Raw genomic sequence first — 20,836 nt, 5'->3', positions numbered from 1 at the left:
GAAAGGAGACGAAAGATGAGACTAAAAGCAAGAGTGGTATGGACATTTATTCTCGTGTTGCTCATGATTAATGCCGTTGTCATTGCATATGTATTAACAAAGTCACAAATGTCACAGGCTTCTTCTAACGGGAAGAGTGGTGAAGAAATTGCGTCGATTGGAAAAGAGAAGGTGACGCGTCAAGAATGGCTAAAGAAAATGGAAGACCGCTACGGAAAGGCGACTCTTGAGCAAATGATCAATCAGAAAGTGGTCAATCAGCTTGCCAAGCAAAACAAGCTGGAAGTGTCTTCAAAAGAGATCAATCGTGAATTGCTCATGCTCAAAGCGGTGTCTAATAATTTCTATGAAGATGGACATACAAGTGAGAAGGAATGGAAAGAACAGATTCGTTATCAAATTTTATTAGAGCAGCTTTTAACAAGAGATGCCGTCGTTTCTGAAAAAGAAGCGAAATCGTTTTATGAAAAAAACAAGGACTTATATCAATATGATGATTCATACCGCATTCGCCATATCGTCGTGAAGACAAAGAGCGAGGCTGAAAATGTATTAAAAGATTTAAAAGGTGGGTCTAGCTTCGAAGCCGTGGCAGCTGAACGTTCAATCGACCGTTACACCTCACCATACGGCGGAGATCTTGGATTTGTGACAGAAGAGCAGGAAAGTATCCCAGCCCTATACATACAAGAAGCTCAAAAGCTTCAGCCAGATGAATGGACGAAAGAGCCGATTCAGACCAAAAACGGGTATGCCATTATTCAGTTAAAAGAAAAATTAAATGGCCGCTCTTTCTCCTATGACGAAGTCAAAGACCAGATTAAAAGGCAGATCGCCATGGAAGATCTAGGTGAAAAGGCGAATGTCAAAACCCTGTGGAAAGAAGCAAAAGTCACATGGTTTTACGATGGAGAGCAGGACTAAAAGCATTGACAAAATTTTTTGAAATTGATAATTTAATATTAATACAATAAAATTACTCGGAGATAGAGGTGTTAGTGATGGCTCGTATTGCAAATTCAGTTTTTGAACTAATAGGAAATACACCAGTCGTTAAATTAAACCGTTTAGTAGATGAAGACAGTGCGGATGTCTACTTGAAACTTGAATATATGAACCCGGGCAGCAGTGTCAAAGATCGTATTGCTTTAGCGATGATCGAAGATGCTGAAGCAAAAGGTACATTAAAAGCCGGCGATACGCTTATTGAACCAACAAGCGGAAATACAGGAATCGGCCTTGCAATGGTAGCGGCTGCTAAAGGAATCAATGCGATTTTGGTTATGCCGGACACAATGAGTCAGGAGCGTCGCAACCTTTTACGCGCTTATGGTGCGGAACTTGTCTTAACACCAGGTGCAGAAGGAATGAAAGGTGCCATCAAAAAAGCGGAAGAATTAGCAGAAGAGCATGGTTACTTCATGCCTCAGCAATTTAGCAACGAAGCCAATGCAGAGATTCACCGTCGTACAACTGGGAAAGAAATCCTTGAACAGTTTGACGGCGAGCTTGATGCATTTATTGCAGGTGTTGGTACGGGCGGTACGATTACAGGAGCTGGTGAAGTCCTAAAAGAAGCCATCCCATCCATCCAGCTTTATGCAGTAGAGCCGACAGATTCTCCTGTATTGTCAGGCGGTAAGCCGGGTCCGCATAAAATTCAAGGAATTGGAGCAGGTTTTGTTCCTTCAATCTTGAACACAGAAATATATGACGGCATCATCCAAGTGAAAAACGAAGATGCATTTGAGCTTGCAAGAAAAGCAGCGAAAGAAGAAGGAATCCTTGGCGGTATTTCTTCTGGAGCAGCTATTTACGCAGCGCTTCAAACAGCGAAGAAGCTTGGTAAAGGGAAAAAGGTTCTGGCCATCATCCCAAGTAATGGTGAGCGTTACCTCAGTACACCTCTTTATCAATTCGATTAAACCAATCACCCCAGCATTTGCTGGGGTTTTTTTATGAATTCTGAAGATGGAAAGCAAATACTATTTTCTAAATAAAATGGATTGCATTACAATAAGGTTAATGAAAATGAAAAAGGATGATAACATGACACAACGCAGGCCGATGGGCATCAAAATTCCTTTTACGAAAGATGCATTTTTGAAAAGATACGAACAATTAACTGCTCGTGAAACACATCATGTGCTTCTTGAAAGTGCGCGCGGCGGTTCTTATAGCATCGCTGGTATTCACCCGATCGCAAAAGCGAAGGGGAAAGATGGAATGACGACTATCCATTATCAAGATGAGGTGCTGTTCAAAGAAGGTGATCCATTCAGAGCATTTACGGATTGGTTTCAAACCCTTCGAACTGAAACGAACGACGAATATCCCGACTTTCAAGGCGGAGCCATTGGGTTTTTAAGCTACGATTATGCTAGATACATCGAACATTTTAAGATGCTGTCAATTGATGATCTTCAAACACCAGACCTTTATTTCCTCGTATTTAACGATGTTGCAGTTTTTGATCATAAAGAGCACGCGCTGTGGCTGATTACGCACATAGAGGAAGCGGAATCAGGGAGTGAAGCGAACCAAAGGCTTGAAGAATGGAAGCAAAAATGGACAAGCTCTTCAGAAGAATCAGCACAATCACCTGTCAGTGAACCTTCCACAGAATTTGTACCAGCAGCACCATTCACTGAAGAAACCTTTGGGGAAGCAGTAGAGAAAATTAAGCAGTATATCGCAAACGGTGATGTGTTCCAAGTGAACTTATCCATCAGACAAGATGAACAGCTTCACACTCATCCGTATGATTTATACAAAACGTTACGTCAGGTAAATCCATCTCCTTACATGTCTTACTTGCATACGCCTGACTTCCAAATTGTTTGTGGATCTCCAGAGTTGCTTATTAAGAAAAAAGGAACTCAGCTAGAAACAAGACCAATTGCCGGAACAAGATCACGAGGCAAAGACGACGCTGAGGATCAAGCGCTGGCAAAAGAGCTCATTGAAAATGAAAAAGAACGCGCAGAGCATGTGATGCTCGTTGATCTTGAGCGGAATGACCTTGGACGCGTATCCACTTATGGATCCGTAAAAGTGAACGAATTTATGGCGATTGAGAAATATTCGCACGTGATGCATATTGTATCCAATGTACAAGGAGAGCTGCGTGATGAATGTGACGCGGTAGATGTCATGAGAGCTGTATTCCCAGGTGGAACGATTACAGGTGCTCCAAAAGTAAGGACGATGGAAATCATAGAAGAACTTGAGCCAACAAGACGTGGGCTTTATACTGGATCTATAGGCTGGTTTGGATTCAATCACGATATGCACTTTAATATCGTCATTCGTACTGCGTATTGTACAGAAGGAAAGGCCTTTATGCAGTCAGGTGCGGGGATCGTCATTGATTCTGTTCCAAAACACGAATACAAAGAATCAATTAAAAAAGCCTATGCAGTGAAAAAAGCATTACAGCTGAGCAAAGAAGAGACTATTTTGAGTTAGAGGTGAGCAGAGTATGATTTTAATGATTGATAATTATGATTCATTTACGTACAACCTGGTCCAGTATTTAGGTGAGCTTGGAGAAGAATTGATCGTGAAACGGAATGATCAAGTAACCATTCAAGAAATTGAAGAGCTCAAGCCGGATTTCCTCATGATTTCTCCAGGGCCATGCAGTCCTGATGAAGCGGGGATTAGTATGGAGGCGATCAAGCACTTTGCAGGAAGTATTCCGATCTTCGGTGTGTGTCTAGGTCACCAATCCATCGCACAAGTCTTTGGCGGGGATGTCGTTCGAGCAGAGCGCTTAATGCACGGTAAAACGTCAGAGATTAAACATGACGGAAAAGGTGTCTTCACAGGACTTCAAAATCCGCTCGTTGCAACGAGATATCATTCGTTAATTGTCAAAAACGAGACATTGCCAGAGTGCTTTGACGCAACAGCCAGCACAAAAGAAGGCGAGCTCATGGCGATTCGCCATAAAGAACTGCCGATTGAAAGTGTGCAATTCCATCCTGAATCGATTATGACATCCTTCGGAAAAGAAATGCTGAAAAATTTCATTGAAACCTATCGTAAAAAGGGGCATGAAGTAAACGCATGATCATTTATCTGAACGGTCAGTATATAGAGGAGAAAGACGCGACTCTTTCTCCTTTTGATCATGGTTTTCTATATGGCATCGGTGTATTCGAAACATTTACCAGCCTGGCAGGACAAGTCTTCCTGTTAGATTGGCATCTTGAAAGGCTCAATCAATCATTACGTGACCTTTGCATCGAATCCACAATAGAGAAACCATTTGTACTCGACATCATTCATACTTTACTGAATAAAAACCAAATAGCCGGCGGCCATGCGAGAATTCGCTTGAATGTTTCTGCGGGCAGAGGCAATGGGTTTTCTGCAGATCCTTATGAAGAGCCTGTCGTTTTTGTCATGATCTCTCCATTCCGTCCAGAATCTATTTTAGATGAGAAAAAGGGAGTCATTCTTCAAACAAGAAGAAATACACCAGAAGGGCCAAGGCGTCTCAAGTCTCATCACTATATGAACAACCTGCTCGCGAAAAGAGAAGTGGGGAACGACCCGGCGTTAGAAGGCATCTTTTTAACGAAAGAAGATGATGTGGCAGAAGGTATTACCTCAAATGTGTTTTGGCGGAAAGATGATGTGGTCTATACACCGTCACTTGATACAGGCATTTTAAATGGGGTCACTCGTCGATATTGTATAGAAACGCTCCACGCGATGGGGGTCTCGCTAAAGGAAGGACGATACCCAGTCTCACATTTGCTCTCAGCTGATGAGGTATGGATGACTAATTCTGTTCAGGGAGTTGTACCTTTCGGGAGTATAGGAGACATCCACTTGCCCAAAAACAGCCGGACCATCTCAACAAAGTTAAGAATGCAATACACAAAAGAACGTCAAGACCATAAAGAGTAGGTGGACACAATGACACAACAATTGATAAAACAGCCTAAAATCATACAGGCCAAGCATCACACCCTTAGTTATGAAGAAAAGACATTGGTCATGGGCATTTTAAATGTCACTCCTGACTCTTTTTCAGATGGAGGAAAGTTTAATCAAGTAGATAAAGCGCTGGCTCATGCAGCGCAGCTGATAGAAGACGGGGCGCATATTATTGATATTGGCGGAGAATCGACTCGCCCGGGAGCGGCACTTGTCTCGGAAGAAGAGGAGCTTTCGAGGGTCATTCCTGTCATTGAGAAGATCACAAAAGAATTAGATGTACCTATCTCTATTGATACGTATAAAGCCCGTGTCGCAGATGAAGCGGTGAAAGCTGGAGCCTCCATCATTAATGATGTATGGGGAGCGAAGGCAGATCCCCAAATGGCACATGTGGCAGCGAAGCACGATGTCCCAATCATTTTAATGCACAATCGGCCAGAACGAAACTACACACATCTGATTTCAGATATGATCGCCGATTTGAAAGAAAGTGTCCAAATTGCCCAGCAAGCGGGTGTCCGTGATGACATGATCATATTAGACCCAGGGGTAGGATTTGCGAAAAATAAAGAGGACAACCTGAAGGTCATGAATGAACTTGAACATTTTTGTCACCTTGGGTATCCACTGCTGCTAGCTACATCACGAAAACGATTCATTGGTGCTGTCTTAGACCTGCCCCCTGAAGAACGTACTGAAGGAACAGGTGCGACAGTTTGCCTTGGGATTCAAAAGGGCAGTGCGATGGTCCGTGTACATGATGTAAAAGAAATAACAAGAATGGCAAAAATGATGGATGCCATGCTGAATAAGGGAGGCGCTTATCATCGATAAAGTATATGTAAATGGAATGGAATTTTACGGGTACCATGGTGTATTTGCAGAAGAAAATAAATTAGGGCAGCGATTCCGCGTGGACTTAACAGCTTCACTTGATTTAAGTAAAGCCGGACAAACTGATGACCTCAATGAGACCATTAACTATGCAGAGCTTTACCAAATCTGCAAAAGCATTGTAGAAGGTAAGCCGGTCAATCTCGTTGAAACACTGACAGAAAGAATTGCAAACCAAGTGTTAAAGGACTTTCCGACAGTTCAGGAATGTACAGTGAAGGTGATCAAACCAGATCCGCCAATTCCAGGACACTATCAGTCCGTTGCAATTGAAATGACGAGATCGCGCACATGAACAATACAGCATACATCGCATTAGGCTCAAACATAGGTAAAAAAGAAACCTATTTAAAAGAAGCCGTCAAAAAACTGCATGAACATCCAGAGGTTCAAGTGGAATTAATCTCATCGATATATGAAACAGCACCTGTAGGATATGAAAACCAAGATGACTTTTTAAACATGGCCGTGAAAATTACCACTTCACTTCGTCCGGAGGAACTACTATCTCTTACTCAGAAAATCGAGCAGGAGTTAGGCAGAACAAGAGAAGTGAGATGGGGACCACGAACGGCTGACCTTGACATTTTACTTTATAATCGTGAAAATATTGAAACAGAACAACTTGTAGTACCGCATCCTAGAATGTACGAACGTTTATTCGTTCTTGTCCCGATGAGTGAGATTTGCCCAGAAATCGGCGAAGTACAAATAAATGCCGTAACAGACCAAGAAGGTGTAAGCATATGGAAAAAGACATGTGGGGTAGAAGAATTCGTGCATACCGAAAGCTAAAAGGGTATACTCAGGAAGGGTTCGCGAAAAGACTGGGCATCTCTGTCTCTGTCTTAGGAGAAATTGAGCGAGGCAATCGATTACCAAAAAACCAATTGGTTGGTCAAATAGCAGATGCTTTAAATATAACGGTGGAAGAACTTTCGCCAATTCTTGAGGAAGAAAGGAGGGGGAAAAATGTTTAAAATCGGAGATATCGAGATTAAAAACAAAGTAGTGCTCGCACCAATGGCGGGTGTGTGCAACTCTGCCTTCAGACTGACGGTGAAAGAGTTTGGAGCGGGCTTAGTCTGCGCTGAAATGGTCAGTGACAAAGCGATCCTGATCAACAACGCGAGAACAATGGGTATGCTATACATTGATGAACGGGAAAAGCCTTTGAGCCTTCAGATATTTGGAGGGGAAAAAGACACACTCGTCGAAGCGGCAAAGTTCGTAGACCAGAATACCACAGCTGATATTATTGATATTAACATGGGCTGTCCTGTACCAAAGATTACGAAATGTGATGCAGGAGCGAAATGGCTCCTTGATCCAAACAAGATTTATGAAATGGTCTCTGCTGTCGTAGAAGCTGTAGACAAACCAGTTACTGTGAAAATGAGAATGGGCTGGGACGAAGACCATATATTTGCTATCGACAATGCCCGTGCTGTTGAACGAGCAGGTGGACAAGCGGTTGCGCTTCACGGACGGACACGCGTGCAAATGTACGAAGGAACAGCGAATTGGGATATTATTAAAGAGGTGAAACAATCTGTTTCAATTCCTGTCATCGGCAATGGCGATGTCAAAACCCCTCAAGATGCAAAACGTATGCTTGATGAAACAGGCGTGGACGCTGTCATGATCGGAAGAGCTGCACTAGGAAACCCGTGGATGATTTATCGAACGGTTCATTATTTAGAAACGGGTGAACTGAAAGAAGAGCCAAACGTGCGTGAGAAAATGTCAGTGTGCAAGCTTCACTTAGACAGACTCATCGATCTAAAAGGCGAGCATGTGGCTGTTAGAGAAATGAGAAAGCACGCAGCATGGTACTTAAAAGGTGTCCGAGGCAATGCGGACGTAAGAAATCAAATCAATCAAAGTGAAACGAGAGCGGAGCTTGTACAAGTTCTTGATGACTTTACGATCGAAGCCGAGGCAAAAGAGCTTCAAAGTATAAAAGTAGGATAAGATTATCTTTCTTTTTGTAGCTCACTGCTAGTGCATGTACTGGCAGTTTTTCTGCTTTTCTCTGCAAAATACATTATTGGAGTGATATAAATGAGTAATGAAGGGCTTAATAACGAAGAATTAAATGACCAATTCCAGGTCAGACGTGACAAAATGAATAAAATGAGAGAAGAGGGTATCGATCCATTCGGTGAACGATATGACCGTTCTCATCAATCTGCGCAAATTATCGCTGAATATGACGAGTTTTCTAAAGAAGACTTAGAAGGAAAAGCGGCTCAAGTAACAATCGCTGGACGTATGATGACAAAGCGCGGAAAAGGTAAAGCTGGCTTTGCGCATATTCAAGACTTAGAAGGACAAATTCAAATCTACGTTCGTAAAGATAGTGTAGGGGAAGAAGCTTACGAATTATTTAAAAGCTCAGACCTAGGCGATATCATCGGTGTAACAGGAACTGTTTTTAAAACAAATGTAGGAGAACTTTCTATTAAAGCGACTAGCTTTGAGGTTCTGACAAAAGCACTTCGCCCGCTTCCTGATAAATATCATGGATTAAAAGATGTTGAACAACGCTATCGTCAGCGCTACCTTGACCTCATTGTAAATCCAGAAAGTAAGCAGACATTCATTATGCGAAGCAAAATCATTCAATCCATGAGAAGATACTTAGATTCTAAAGGATACTTAGAAGTTGAAACACCAACAATGCACAGCATTCCTGGTGGTGCATCAGCGCGTCCTTTCATTACTCATCACAATGCACTTGATATGCCGCTTTATATGCGTATTGCGATCGAGCTGCACTTAAAACGCCTAATTGTCGGTGGTCTAGAGAAAGTATACGAGATTGGCCGCGTATTCCGTAATGAAGGTGTATCGACTCGTCATAACCCAGAATTCACTATGATCGAACTGTATGAAGCATACGCAGACTACAAAGACATCATGAATCTCACTGAAAACTTGATTGCCCACATTGCCCAAGAGGTGCTGGGAACAACAACCATTCAATATGGAGAAGATGAAATTGATCTCAAACCTGAATGGAAGAGACTGCATATGGTTGAAGCGGTCAAAGAAGCAACAGGTGTAGACTTCTGGCAGGAGATGTCTATAGAAGAAGCAAAACAGCATGCTGCTGATCATGGTGTTGAAATCACGAAAAATATGACAGTAGGTCATATTATCAATGAGTTCTTCGAGCAAAAAGTAGAAGAAACATTGGTTCAGCCTACATTCATTTACGGACACCCAGTGGAGATTTCTCCATTAGCTAAGAAAAATCCTGAAGATCCTCGCTTCACAGATCGCTTTGAGCTGTTTATCGTGCGCCGTGAGCATGCAAATGCATTCACAGAGCTAAACGATCCAATTGATCAAAGAGAACGCTTTGAAGCTCAATTAAAAGAACGTGAAGAAGGAAATGACGAAGCACATCTAATGGATGACGATTTTGTTGAAGCATTAGAATACGGCATGCCTCCAACAGGTGGTTTAGGAATCGGGATCGACCGATTAATCATGCTTTTAACAAATTCTCCATCAATCAGAGATGTACTGCTTTTCCCGCAAATGAGAAACCGCTAATACATCAATCAAAGCGCCATTTTATCTATGGCGCTTTTTATTTTTCATAAAATGAAACTTTTATTAAAAAAACTATTGCAAGGAAAGATTCCAGGTGGTATATTATTATTCGTTGCCGCAAAACAGCAACGAGGTTAAAAAAAGAAATTGAAAAAAGTTCTTGACTTTAACCGATGCAAAATGGTAAGATATTAAAGTCGCTTACGAGCGATAACGAACATGATCTTTGAAAACTAAACAAGACAAAACGTACCTGTTAATTCGAGTTTTTATAAAAAAATCCTATGAAACTTCATAGGTAGTCAGTCAAACTGGCGAAAAGCAAAACTTCGGTTTTGTACTTTTTCGGAGAGTTTGATCCTGGCTCAGGACGAACGCTGGCGGCGTGCCTAATACATGCAAGTCGAGCGGACAGAAGGGAGCTTGCTCCCGGATGTTAGCGGCGGACGGGTGAGTAACACGTGGGTAACCTGCCTGTAAGACTGGGATAACTCCGGGAAACCGGAGCTAATACCGGATAGTTCCTTGAACCGCATGGTTCAAGGATGAAAGACGGTTTCGGCTGTCACTTACAGATGGACCCGCGGCGCATTAGCTAGTTGGTGGGGTAATGGCTCACCAAGGCGACGATGCGTAGCCGACCTGAGAGGGTGATCGGCCACACTGGGACTGAGACACGGCCCAGACTCCTACGGGAGGCAGCAGTAGGGAATCTTCCGCAATGGACGAAAGTCTGACGGAGCAACGCCGCGTGAGTGATGAAGGTTTTCGGATCGTAAAGCTCTGTTGTTAGGGAAGAACAAGTGCGAGAGTAACTGCTCGCACCTTGACGGTACCTAACCAGAAAGCCACGGCTAACTACGTGCCAGCAGCCGCGGTAATACGTAGGTGGCAAGCGTTGTCCGGAATTATTGGGCGTAAAGGGCTCGCAGGCGGTTTCTTAAGTCTGATGTGAAAGCCCCCGGCTCAACCGGGGAGGGTCATTGGAAACTGGGAAACTTGAGTGCAGAAGAGGAGAGTGGAATTCCACGTGTAGCGGTGAAATGCGTAGAGATGTGGAGGAACACCAGTGGCGAAGGCGACTCTCTGGTCTGTAACTGACGCTGAGGAGCGAAAGCGTGGGGAGCGAACAGGATTAGATACCCTGGTAGTCCACGCCGTAAACGATGAGTGCTAAGTGTTAGGGGGTTTCCGCCCCTTAGTGCTGCAGCTAACGCATTAAGCACTCCGCCTGGGGAGTACGGTCGCAAGACTGAAACTCAAAGGAATTGACGGGGGCCCGCACAAGCGGTGGAGCATGTGGTTTAATTCGAAGCAACGCGAAGAACCTTACCAGGTCTTGACATCCTCTGACAACCCTAGAGATAGGGCTTTCCCTTCGGGGACAGAGTGACAGGTGGTGCATGGTTGTCGTCAGCTCGTGTCGTGAGATGTTGGGTTAAGTCCCGCAACGAGCGCAACCCTTGATCTTAGTTGCCAGCATTCAGTTGGGCACTCTAAGGTGACTGCCGGTGACAAACCGGAGGAAGGTGGGGATGACGTCAAATCATCATGCCCCTTATGACCTGGGCTACACACGTGCTACAATGGACAGAACAAAGGGCTGCAAGACCGCAAGGTTTAGCCAATCCCATAAATCTGTTCTCAGTTCGGATCGCAGTCTGCAACTCGACTGCGTGAAGCTGGAATCGCTAGTAATCGCGGATCAGCATGCCGCGGTGAATACGTTCCCGGGCCTTGTACACACCGCCCGTCACACCACGAGAGTTTGCAACACCCGAAGTCGGTGAGGTAACCTTTATGGAGCCAGCCGCCGAAGGTGGGGCAGATGATTGGGGTGAAGTCGTAACAAGGTAGCCGTATCGGAAGGTGCGGCTGGATCACCTCCTTTCTAAGGATATATGGAGCAGCGTGCGTTTTCGTCTTGTTTAGTTTTGAAGGATCATTCCTTCAAAACATGTCTCTAGCGAGACAGGATTGTTCTTTGAAAACTAGATAACAATAAGTAATACATTCACATTGAATGCAATGCAAAGTTCATCACACATAGTGATTCTTTCTAAAGTAAGAAATGGTTAAGTTAGAAAGGGCGCACGGTGGATGCCTTGGCACTAGGAGCCGATGAAGGACGGGACGAACACCGATATGCTTCGGGGAGCTGTAAGCAAGCTTTGATCCGGAGATTTCCGAATGGGGAAACCCACTGCTCGTAATGGAGTAGTATCCATACTTGAATACATAGAGTATGAGAAGGCATACCCGGGGAACTGAAACATCTAAGTACCCGGAGGAAGAGAAAGCAAATGCGATTCCCTGAGTAGCGGCGAGCGAAACGGGAACAGCCCAAACCAAGAGGCTTGCCTCTTGGGGTTGTAGGACACTCTATACGGAGTTACAAAGGAATGATATAAGCGAAGAGGTCTGGAAAGGCCCGCCAAAGAAGGTAACAGCCCTGTAACTGAAATATTGTTCTCTCCAGAGTGGATCCTGAGTACGGCGGAACACGTGAAATTCCGTCGGAATCCGGGAGGACCATCTCCCAAGGCTAAATACTCCCTAGTGACCGATAGTGAACCAGTACCGTGAGGGAAAGGTGAAAAGCACCCCGGAAGGGGAGTGAAATAGATCCTGAAACCGTGTGCCTACAAGTAGTCAGAGCCCGTTAACGGGTGATGGCGTGCCTTTTGTAGAATGAACCGGCGAGTTACGATCCCGTGCAAGGTTAAGCAGAAGATGCGGAGCCGCAGCGAAAGCGAGTCTGAATAGGGCGCATGAGTACGTGGTCGTAGACCCGAAACCAGGTGATCTACCCATGTCCAGGGTGAAGTTCAGGTAACACTGAATGGAGGCCCGAACCCACGCACGTTGAAAAGTGCGGGGATGAGGTGTGGGTAGGGGTGAAATGCCAATCGAACCTGGAGATAGCTGGTTCTCTCCGAAATAGCTTTAGGGCTAGCCTCAAGGTAAGAGTCTCGGAGGTAGAGCACTGATTGGACTAGGGGCCCCTACCGGGTTACCGAATTCAGTCAAACTCCGAATGCCGATGACTTATCCTTGGGAGTCAGACTGCGAGTGATAAGATCCGTAGTCGAAAGGGAAACAGCCCAGACCGCCAGCTAAGGTCCCAAAGTATACGTTAAGTGGAAAAGGATGTGGAGTTGCTTAGACAACCAGGATGTTGGCTTAGAAGCAGCCACCATTTAAAGAGTGCGTAATAGCTCACTGGTCGAGTGACTCTGCGCCGAAAATGTACCGGGGCTAAACGTATCACCGAAGCTGCGGACTGTTCTTACGAACAGTGGTAGGAGAGCGTTCTAAGGGCTGTGAAGCCAGACCGGAAGGACTGGTGGAGCGCTTAGAAGTGAGAATGCCGGTATGAGTAGCGAAAGACGGGTGAGAATCCCGTCCACCGAATGCCTAAGGTTTCCTGAGGAAGGCTCGTCCGCTCAGGGTTAGTCGGGACCTAAGCCGAGGCCGAAAGGCGTAGGCGATGGACAACAGGTTGATATTCCTGTACCACCTCCTCACCATTTGAGCAATGGGGGGACGCAGGAGGATAGGGTAAGCGCGGTATTGGATATCCGCGTCCAAGCAGTTAGGCTGGGAAATAGGCAAATCCGTTTCCCGTAAAGGCTGAGCTGTGATGGCGAGCGAAATTTAGTAGCGAAGTTCCTGATTCCACACTGCCAAGAAAAGCCTCTAGCGAGGTGAGAGGTGCCCGTACCGCAAACCGACACAGGTAGGCGAGGAGAGAATCCTAAGGTGATCGAGAGAACTCTCGTTAAGGAACTCGGCAAAATGACCCCGTAACTTCGGGAGAAGGGGTGCTTCTTAGGGTGTTAAAGCCCCGAGAAGCCGCAGTGAATAGGCCCAGGCGACTGTTTAGCAAAAACACAGGTCTCTGCGAAGCCGTAAGGCGAAGTATAGGGGCTGACGCCTGCCCGGTGCTGGAAGGTTAAGAGGAGCGCTTAGCGTAAGCGAAGGTGCGAATTGAAGCCCCAGTAAACGGCGGCCGTAACTATAACGGTCCTAAGGTAGCGAAATTCCTTGTCGGGTAAGTTCCGACCCGCACGAAAGGCGCAACGATCTGGGCACTGTCTCAACGAGAGACTCGGTGAAATTATAGTACCTGTGAAGATGCAGGTTACCCGCGACAGGACGGAAAGACCCCGTGGAGCTTTACTGCAGCCTGATATTGAATGTTGGTACAGCTTGTACAGGATAGGTAGGAGCCTTGGAAACCGGAGCGCTAGCTTCGGTGGAGGCATCGGTGGGATACTACCCTGGCTGTATTGACCTTCTAACCCGCTGCCCTTATCGGGCAGGGAGACAGTGTCAGGTGGGCAGTTTGACTGGGGCGGTCGCCTCCTAAAATGTAACGGAGGCGCCCAAAGGTTCCCTCAGAATGGTTGGAAATCATTCGCAGAGTGTAAAGGCACAAGGGAGCTTGACTGCGAGACCTACAAGTCGAGCAGGGACGAAAGTCGGGCTTAGTGATCCGGTGGTTCCGCATGGAAGGGCCATCGCTCAACGGATAAAAGCTACCCCGGGGATAACAGGCTTATCTCCCCCAAGAGTCCACATCGACGGGGAGGTTTGGCACCTCGATGTCGGCTCATCGCATCCTGGGGCTGTAGTCGGTCCCAAGGGTTGGGCTGTTCGCCCATTAAAGCGGTACGCGAGCTGGGTTCAGAACGTCGTGAGACAGTTCGGTCCCTATCCGTCGCGGGCGCAGGAAATTTGAGAGGAGCTGTCCTTAGTACGAGAGGACCGGGATGGACGCACCGCTGGTGTACCAGTTGTTCTGCCAAGGGCATCGCTGGGTAGCTATGTGCGGACGGGATAAGTGCTGAAAGCATCTAAGCATGAAGCCCCCCTCAAGATGAGATTTCCCATTCCGCAAGGAAGTAAGATCCCTGAAAGATGATCAGGTTGATAGGTCTGAGGTGGAAGCGTGGTGACACGTGGAGCTGACAGATACTAATAGATCGAGGACTTAACCTATATTCTATTGTGAAGCATGAACATTGTTATCTAGTTTTGAGAGAACATTCTCTCCATCAGGTTTGGTGGCGATAGCGAAGAGGTCACACCCGTTCCCATACCGAACACGGAAGTTAAGCTCTTCAGCGCCGATGGTAGTTGGGGGTTTCCCCCTGTGAGAGTAGGACGCCGCCAAGCTTCTATAAGGATCAGTTCCAGTCGGAACTGGTCTTTTTTGTGCAAGTTGAGGGTACATACATTCACTTGTTTGATAAAAGATCGTGGCTTCATTTTATGTCCACAAGCAGCGTGTAAAATACTTGGATATAAAGAGAAAATGAGCCTATCGCATAAAACATATCTATAAAAAACAATAGAGAGATAGAGTATCAGCTTATATAGGGAAATTAAAGATGTGTAAGCCTATATGATTTTTATAAATGCTTACGGCTAAAGAGATTACATATATCATTAAAGTATAAAAATGAGGGACTGCTAATATTTCTGAAGGAATCGAACGTTTTAAAAGAGAATATAGAAGAGAGAAGTTCAGCTGCTGAACGTGGAACAGCAGCTGTTTGAATAGGTGAAATGACGATCATTTGTTAAAAGAAATACGCAATGAAAATTGAAATAAAATTTTTTTAATATAGCCTTTACAAATGATTAAAACCTGTATATAATAATCTTTGTCGGATCGAGAGATTCCTACATAGTGGAGGATTAGCTCAGCTGGGAGAGCATCTGCCTTACAAGCAGAGGGTCGGCGGTTCGAGCCCGTCATCCTCCACCATATTTATTCTTACATAATGTTAGGATAGATAAAGCCGGTGTAGCTCAACTGGTAGAGCAACTGACTTGTAATCAGTAGGTTGGGGGTTCAAGTCCTCTTGCCGGCACCACTTTCATATGGTAAGATAGACAAGTCGCTTTTAAAGCGAGCCATTAGCTCAGTTGGTAGAGCATCTGACTTTTAATCAGAGGGTCGAAGGTTCGAGTCCTTCATGGCTCACCATGTTTCATGCGGGTGTGGCGGAATTGGCAGACGCGCTAGACTTAGGATCTAGTGTCTTTATGACGTGGGGGTTCAAGTCCCTTCACCCGCATTGCCAAATAAAATAAAGAAATCCTGTAATGCGGAAGTAGTTCAGTGGTAGAACACCACCTTGCCAAGGTGGGGGTCGCGGGTTCGAATCCCGTCTTCCGCTTATACCATCCACGCCGGGGTGGTGGAATTGGCAGACACACAGGACTTAAAATCCTGCGGTAGGTGACTACCGTGCCGGTTCAAGTCCGGCCCTCGGCATTATAAATAAGCGCCCGTAGCTCAATTGGATAGAGCGTTTGACTACGGATCAAAAGGTTAGGGGTTCGACTCCTCTCGGGCGCGCCATTAAGATCGGGAAGTAGCTCAGCTTGGTAGAGCACTTGGTTTGGGACCAAGGGGTCGCAGGTTCGAATCCTGTCTTCCCGACCATCTTTTATGGGGCCTTAGCTCAGCTGGGAGAGCGCCTGCCTTGCACGCAGGAGGTCAGCGGTTCGATCCCGCTAGGCTCCACCAATATGATCTTTGAAAACTAAACAAGACAAAACGTACCTGTTAATTCGAGTTTTTATAAAAAAATCCTATGAAACTTCATAGGTAGTCAGTCAAACTGGCGAGGCAGGAAATGATCACATGCTAAGTTCGCTACATCGTGTAGCAACGCATGTGTGATATGCATCCTGCATACCTCGGAGAGTTTGATCCTGGCTCAGGACGAACGCTGGCGGCGTGCCTAATACATGCAAGTCGAGCGGACAGAAGGGAGCTTGCTCCCGGATGTTAGCGGCGGACGGGTGAGTAACACGTGGGTAACCTGCCTGTAAGACTGGGATAACTCCGGGAAACCGGAGCTAATACCGGATAGTTCCTTGAACCGCATGGTTCAAGGATGAAAGACGGTTTCGGCTGTCACTTACAGATGGACCCGCGGCGCATTAGCTAGTTGGTGGGGTAATGGCTCACCAAGGCGACGATGCGTAGCCGACCTGAGAGGGTGATCGGCCACACTGGGACTGAGACACGGCCCAGACTCCTACGGGAGGCAGCAGTAGGGAATCTTCCGCAATGGACGAAAGTCTGACGGAGCAACGCCGCGTGAGTGATGAAGGTTTTCGGATCGTAAAGCTCTGTTGTTAGGGAAGAACAAGTGCGAGAGTAACTGCTCGCACCTTGACGGTACCTAACCAGAAAGCCACGGCTAACTACGTGCCAGCAGCCGCGGTAATACGTAGGTGGCAAGCGTTGTCCGGAATTATTGGGCGTAAAGGGCTCGCAGGCGGTTTCTTAAGTCTGATGTGAAAGCCCCCGGCTCAACCGGGGAGGGTCATTGGAAACTGGGAAACTTGAGTGCAGAAGAGGAGAGTGGAATTCCACGTGTAGCGGTGAAATGCGTAGAGATGTGGAGGAACACCAGTGGCGAAGGCGACTCTCTGGTCTGTAACTGACGCTGAGGAGCGAAAGCGTGGGGAGCGAACAGGATTAGATACCCTGGTAGTCCACGCCGTAAACGATGAGTGCTAAGTGTTAGGGGGTTTCCGCCCCTTAGTGCTGCAGCTAACGCATTAAGCACTCCGCCTGGGGAGTACGGTCGCAAGACTGAAACTCAAAGGAATTGACGGGGGCCCGCACAAGCGGTGGAGCATGTGGTTTAATTCGAAGCAACGCGAAGAACCTTACCAGGTCTTGACATCCTCTGACAACCCTAGAGATAGGGCTTTCCCTTCGGGGACAGAGTGACAGGTGGTGCATGGTTGTCGTCAGCTCGTGTCGTGAGATGTTGGGTTAAGTCCCGCAACGAGCGCAACCCTTGATCTTAGTTGCCAGCATTCAGTTGGGCACTCTAAGGTGACTGCCGGTGACAAACCGGAGGAAGGTGGGGATGACGTCAAATCATCATGCCCCTTATGACCTGGGCTACACACGTGCTACAATGGACAGAACAAAGGGCTGCAAGACCGCAAGGTTTAGCCAATCCCATAAATCTGTTCTCAGTTCGGATCGCAGTCTGCAACTCGACTGCGTGAAGCTGGAATCGCTAGTAATCGCGGATCAGCATGCCGCGGTGAATACGTTCCCGGGCCTTGTACACACCGCCCGTCACACCACGAGAGTTTGCAACACCCGAAGTCGGTGAGGTAACCTTTATGGAGCCAGCCGCCGAAGGTGGGGCAGATGATTGGGGTGAAGTCGTAACAAGGTAGCCGTATCGGAAGGTGCGGCTGGATCACCTCCTTTCTAAGGATATATGGAGCAGCGTGCGTTTTCGTCTTGTTTAGTTTTGAAGGATCATTCCTTCAAAACATGTCTCTAGCGAGACAGGATTGTTCTTTGAAAACTAGATAACAATAAGTAATACATTCACATTGAATGCAATGCAAAGTTCATCACACATAGTGATTCTTTCTAAAGTAAGAAATGGTTAAGTTAGAAAGGGCGCACGGTGGATGCCTTGGCACTAGGAGCCGATGAAGGACGGGACGAACACCGATATGCTTCGGGGAGCTGTAAGCAAGCTTTGATCCGGAGATTTCCGAATGGGGAAACCCACTGCTCGTAATGGAGTAGTATCCATACTTGAATACATAGAGTATGAGAAGGCATACCCGGGGAACTGAAACATCTAAGTACCCGGAGGAAGAGAAAGCAAATGCGATTCCCTGAGTAGCGGCGAGCGAAACGGGAACAGCCCAAACCAAGAGGCTTGCCTCTTGGGGTTGTAGGACACTCTATACGGAGTTACAAAGGAATGATATAAGCGAAGAGGTCTGGAAAGGCCCGCCAAAGAAGGTAACAGCCCTGTAACTGAAATATTGTTCTCTCCAGAGTGGATCCTGAGTACGGCGGAACACGTGAAATTCCGTCGGAATCCGGGAGGACCATCTCCCAAGGCTAAATACTCCCTAGTGACCGATAGTGAACCAGTACCGTGAGGGAAAGGTGAAAAGCACCCCGGAAGGGGAGTGAAATAGATCCTGAAACCGTGTGCCTACAAGTAGTCAGAGCCCGTTAACGGGTGATGGCGTGCCTTTTGTAGAATGAACCGGCGAGTTACGATCCCGTGCAAGGTTAAGCAGAAGATGCGGAGCCGCAGCGAAAGCGAGTCTGAATAGGGCGCATGAGTACGTGGTCGTAGACCCGAAACCAGGTGATCTACCCATGTCCAGGGTGAAGTTCAGGTAACACTGAATGGAGGCCCGAACCCACGCACGTTGAAAAGTGCGGGGATGAGGTGTGGGTAGGGGTGAAATGCCAATCGAACCTGGAGATAGCTGGTTCTCTCCGAAATAGCTTTAGGGCTAGCCTCAAGGTAAGAGTCTCGGAGGTAGAGCACTGATTGGACTAGGGGCCCCTACCGGGTTACCGAATTCAGTCAAACTCCGAATGCCGATGACTTATCCTTGGGAGTCAGACTGCGAGTGATAAGATCCGTAGTCGAAAGGGAAACAGCCCAGACCGCCAGCTAAGGTCCCAAAGTATACGTTAAGTGGAAAAGGATGTGGAGTTGCTTAGACAACCAGGATGTTGGCTTAGAAGCAGCCACCATTTAAAGAGTGCGTAATAGCTCACTGGTCGAGTGACTCTGCGCCGAAAATGTACCGGGGCTAAACGTATCACCGAAGCTGCGGACTGTTCTTACGAACAGTGGTAGGAGAGCGTTCTAAGGGCTGTGAAGCCAGACCGGAAGGACTGGTGGAGCGCTTAGAAGTGAGAATGCCGGTATGAGTAGCGAAAGACGGGTGAGAATCCCGTCCACCGAATGCCTAAGGTTTCCTGAGGAAGGCTCGTCCGCTCAGGGTTAGTCGGGACCTAAGCCGAGGCCGAAAGGCGTAGGCGATGGACAACAGGTTGATATTCCTGTACCACCTCCTCACCATTTGAGCAATGGGGGGACGCAGGAGGATAGGGTAAGCGCGGTATTGGATATCCGCGTCCAAGCAGTTAGGCTGGGAAATAGGCAAATCCGTTTCCCGTAAAGGCTGAGCTGTGATGGCGAGCGAAATTTAGTAGCGAAGTTCCTGATTCCACACTGCCAAGAAAAGCCTCTAGCGAGGTGAGAGGTGCCCGTACCGCAAACCGACACAGGTAGGCGAGGAGAGAATCCTAAGGTGATCGAGAGAACTCTCGTTAAGGAACTCGGCAAAATGACCCCGTAACTTCGGGAGAAGGGGTGCTTCTTAGGGTGTTAAAGCCCCGAGAAGCCGCAGTGAATAGGCCCAGGCGACTGTTTAGCAAAAACACAGGTCTCTGCGAAGCCGTAAGGCGAAGTATAGGGGCTGACGCCTGCCCGGTGCTGGAAGGTTAAGAGGAGCGCTTAGCGTAAGCGAAGGTGCGAATTGAAGCCCCAGTAAACGGCGGCCGTAACTATAACGGTCCTAAGGTAGCGAAATTCCTTGTCGGGTAAGTTCCGACCCGCACGAAAGGCGCAACGATCTGGGCACTGTCTCAACGAGAGACTCGGTGAAATTATAGTACCTGTGAAGATGCAGGTTACCCGCGACAGGACGGAAAGACCCCGTGGAGCTTTACTGCAGCCTGATATTGAATGTTGGTACAGCTTGTACAGGATAGGTAGGAGCCTTGGAAACCGGAGCGCTAGCTTCGGTGGAGGCATCGGTGGGATACTACCCTGGCTGTATTGACCTTCTAACCCGCTGCCCTTATCGGGCAGGGAGACAGTGTCAGGTGGGCAGTTTGACTGGGGCGGTCGCCTCCTAAAATGTAACGGAGGCGCCCAAAGGTTCCCTCAGAATGGTTGGAAATCATTCGCAGAGTGTAAAGGCACAAGGGAGCTTGACTGCGAGACCTACAAGTCGAGCAGGGACGAAAGTCGGGCTTAGTGATCCGGTGGTTCCGCATGGAAGGGCCATCGCTCAACGGATAAAAGCTACCCCGGGGATAACAGGCTTATCTCCCCCAAGAGTCCACATCGACGGGGAGGTTTGGCACCTCGATGTCGGCTCATCGCATCCTGGGGCTGTAGTCGGTCCCAAGGGTTGGGCTGTTCGCCCATTAAAGCGGTACGCGAGCTGGGTTCAGAACGTCGTGAGACAGTTCGGTCCCTATCCGTCGCGGGCGCAGGAAATTTGAGAGGAGCTGTCCTTAGTACGAGAGGACCGGGATGGACGCACCGCTGGTGTACCAGTTGTTCTGCCAAGGGCATCGCTGGGTAGCTATGTGCGGACGGGATAAGTGCTGAAAGCATCTAAGCATGAAGCCCCCCTCAAGATGAGATTTCCCATTCCGCAAGGAAGTAAGATCCCTGAAAGATGATCAGGTTGATAGGTCTGAGGTGGAAGCGTGGTGACACGTGGAGCTGACAGATACTAATAGATCGAGGACTTAACCTATATTCTATTGTGAAGCATGAACATTGTTATCTAGTTTTGAGAGAACATT

11 protein-coding genes, 9 tRNA genes and 5 rRNA genes are annotated in these 20,836 nt (G+C 47.2%); all 25 read left to right on the top strand.

Annotated elements, in window-relative coordinates; translation table 11 throughout:
* Positions 1-15: 15 nt before the first annotated feature.
* The 25 genes from JJ692_RS01750 to JJ692_RS01630 all read left to right on the top strand — a co-directional run bounded on the left by JJ692_RS01750 (position 16) and on the right by JJ692_RS01630 (position 20,787).
* A complete protein-coding gene (locus JJ692_RS01750; protein ID WP_024425654.1) occupies positions 16-924 on the top strand; it encodes a peptidyl-prolyl cis-trans isomerase in 909 nt (302 codons plus the stop codon).
* A 77-nt stretch (positions 925-1,001) separates the two neighbouring features.
* Positions 1,002-1,925, top strand: coding sequence for a cysteine synthase A (cysK, locus tag JJ692_RS01745; protein WP_024425655.1), 924 nt, complete (start codon positions 1,002-1,004; stop codon positions 1,923-1,925).
* A 124-nt stretch (positions 1,926-2,049) separates the two neighbouring features.
* Positions 2,050-3,468, top strand: a complete 1,419-nt coding sequence (locus JJ692_RS01740; protein ID WP_133744984.1) for an anthranilate synthase component I family protein — start codon at positions 2,050-2,052, stop codon at positions 3,466-3,468.
* A 13-nt stretch (positions 3,469-3,481) separates the two neighbouring features.
* The gene (gene pabA / locus JJ692_RS01735; protein WP_024425656.1) at positions 3,482-4,075 is read left to right on the top strand and encodes an aminodeoxychorismate/anthranilate synthase component II; all 594 of its coding nucleotides are present in this window, start codon (positions 3,482-3,484) and stop codon (positions 4,073-4,075) included.
* A complete protein-coding gene (pabC, locus tag JJ692_RS01730; protein ID WP_024425657.1) occupies positions 4,072-4,920 on the top strand; it encodes an aminodeoxychorismate lyase in 849 nt (282 codons plus the stop codon). Before pabA ends, pabC begins: the two co-directional genes overlap by 4 nt.
* A gap of 9 nt (positions 4,921-4,929) precedes the next feature.
* A complete protein-coding gene (folP, locus tag JJ692_RS01725) occupies positions 4,930-5,787 on the top strand; it encodes a dihydropteroate synthase (protein WP_206534149.1) in 858 nt (285 codons plus the stop codon).
* The gene (folB, locus tag JJ692_RS01720; protein WP_080780838.1) at positions 5,780-6,142 is read left to right on the top strand and encodes a dihydroneopterin aldolase; all 363 of its coding nucleotides are present in this window, start codon (positions 5,780-5,782) and stop codon (positions 6,140-6,142) included. Before folP ends, folB begins: the two co-directional genes overlap by 8 nt.
* Entirely contained in the window at positions 6,139-6,642 is a 504-nt protein-coding gene (gene folK, locus JJ692_RS01715; protein WP_024425660.1) for a 2-amino-4-hydroxy-6-hydroxymethyldihydropteridine diphosphokinase, read from the top strand. The genes folB and folK overlap by 4 nt, the downstream gene beginning before the upstream one ends.
* Positions 6,594-6,827: a helix-turn-helix domain-containing protein gene (locus tag JJ692_RS01710; RefSeq protein ID WP_133744982.1), complete on the top strand. Its 234-nt coding sequence runs from the start codon at positions 6,594-6,596 to the stop codon at positions 6,825-6,827. Before folK ends, JJ692_RS01710 begins: the two co-directional genes overlap by 49 nt.
* Positions 6,820-7,821, top strand: coding sequence for a tRNA dihydrouridine synthase DusB (dusB, locus tag JJ692_RS01705; RefSeq protein WP_024425662.1), 1,002 nt, complete (start codon positions 6,820-6,822; stop codon positions 7,819-7,821). The genes JJ692_RS01710 and dusB overlap by 8 nt, the downstream gene beginning before the upstream one ends.
* A 90-nt stretch (positions 7,822-7,911) precedes the next feature.
* Complete coding sequence (lysS, locus tag JJ692_RS01700; protein ID WP_024427180.1) at positions 7,912-9,411, top strand: lysine--tRNA ligase; 1,500 nt, start codon at positions 7,912-7,914, stop codon at positions 9,409-9,411.
* 342 nt (positions 9,412-9,753) lie between these two features.
* Positions 9,754-11,302: ribosomal RNA gene (locus JJ692_RS01695) — 16S ribosomal RNA — on the top strand.
* 182 nt (positions 11,303-11,484) lie between these two features.
* Positions 11,485-14,415 (top strand): 23S ribosomal RNA (locus JJ692_RS01690).
* 61 nt (positions 14,416-14,476) lie between these two features.
* Positions 14,477-14,592 (top strand): 5S ribosomal RNA (gene rrf / locus JJ692_RS01685).
* Positions 14,593-15,111: 519 nt separating this feature from the next.
* A tRNA-Val gene (locus JJ692_RS01680) sits at positions 15,112-15,187 on the top strand.
* Between the two features lie 33 nt (positions 15,188-15,220).
* Positions 15,221-15,296, top strand: a tRNA-Thr gene (locus tag JJ692_RS01675).
* 37 nt (positions 15,297-15,333) lie between these two features.
* Positions 15,334-15,409: transfer RNA gene (locus tag JJ692_RS01670), tRNA-Lys, on the top strand.
* Positions 15,410-15,417: 8 nt separating this feature from the next.
* A tRNA-Leu gene (locus JJ692_RS01665) sits at positions 15,418-15,500 on the top strand.
* 30 nt (positions 15,501-15,530) lie between these two features.
* Positions 15,531-15,602: transfer RNA gene (locus JJ692_RS01660), tRNA-Gly, on the top strand.
* A 12-nt stretch (positions 15,603-15,614) separates the two neighbouring features.
* Positions 15,615-15,700 (top strand) — tRNA-Leu (locus JJ692_RS01655).
* 10 nt (positions 15,701-15,710) lie between these two features.
* Positions 15,711-15,787, top strand: a tRNA-Arg gene (locus JJ692_RS01650).
* Between the two features lie 7 nt (positions 15,788-15,794).
* A tRNA-Pro gene (locus JJ692_RS01645) sits at positions 15,795-15,871 on the top strand.
* Positions 15,872-15,879: 8 nt separating this feature from the next.
* Positions 15,880-15,955 (top strand) — tRNA-Ala (locus JJ692_RS01640).
* Positions 15,956-16,125: 170 nt separating this feature from the next.
* Positions 16,126-17,674: ribosomal RNA gene (locus tag JJ692_RS01635) — 16S ribosomal RNA — on the top strand.
* Between the two features lie 182 nt (positions 17,675-17,856).
* Positions 17,857-20,787 (top strand): 23S ribosomal RNA (locus JJ692_RS01630).
* The 16S, 23S and 5S rRNA genes sit together here with 9 tRNA genes alongside, the layout of an rRNA operon.
* Positions 20,788-20,836: the final 49 nt, after the last annotated feature.

This window comes from Bacillus sp. 3a, from assembly GCF_017161885.1.
GTDB lineage: Bacteria > Bacillota > Bacilli > Bacillales > Bacillaceae > Bacillus > Bacillus safensis.
Note: the sequence above shows the minus strand (reverse complement) of the source record. Positions and strands in the feature narration are given on the sequence as shown.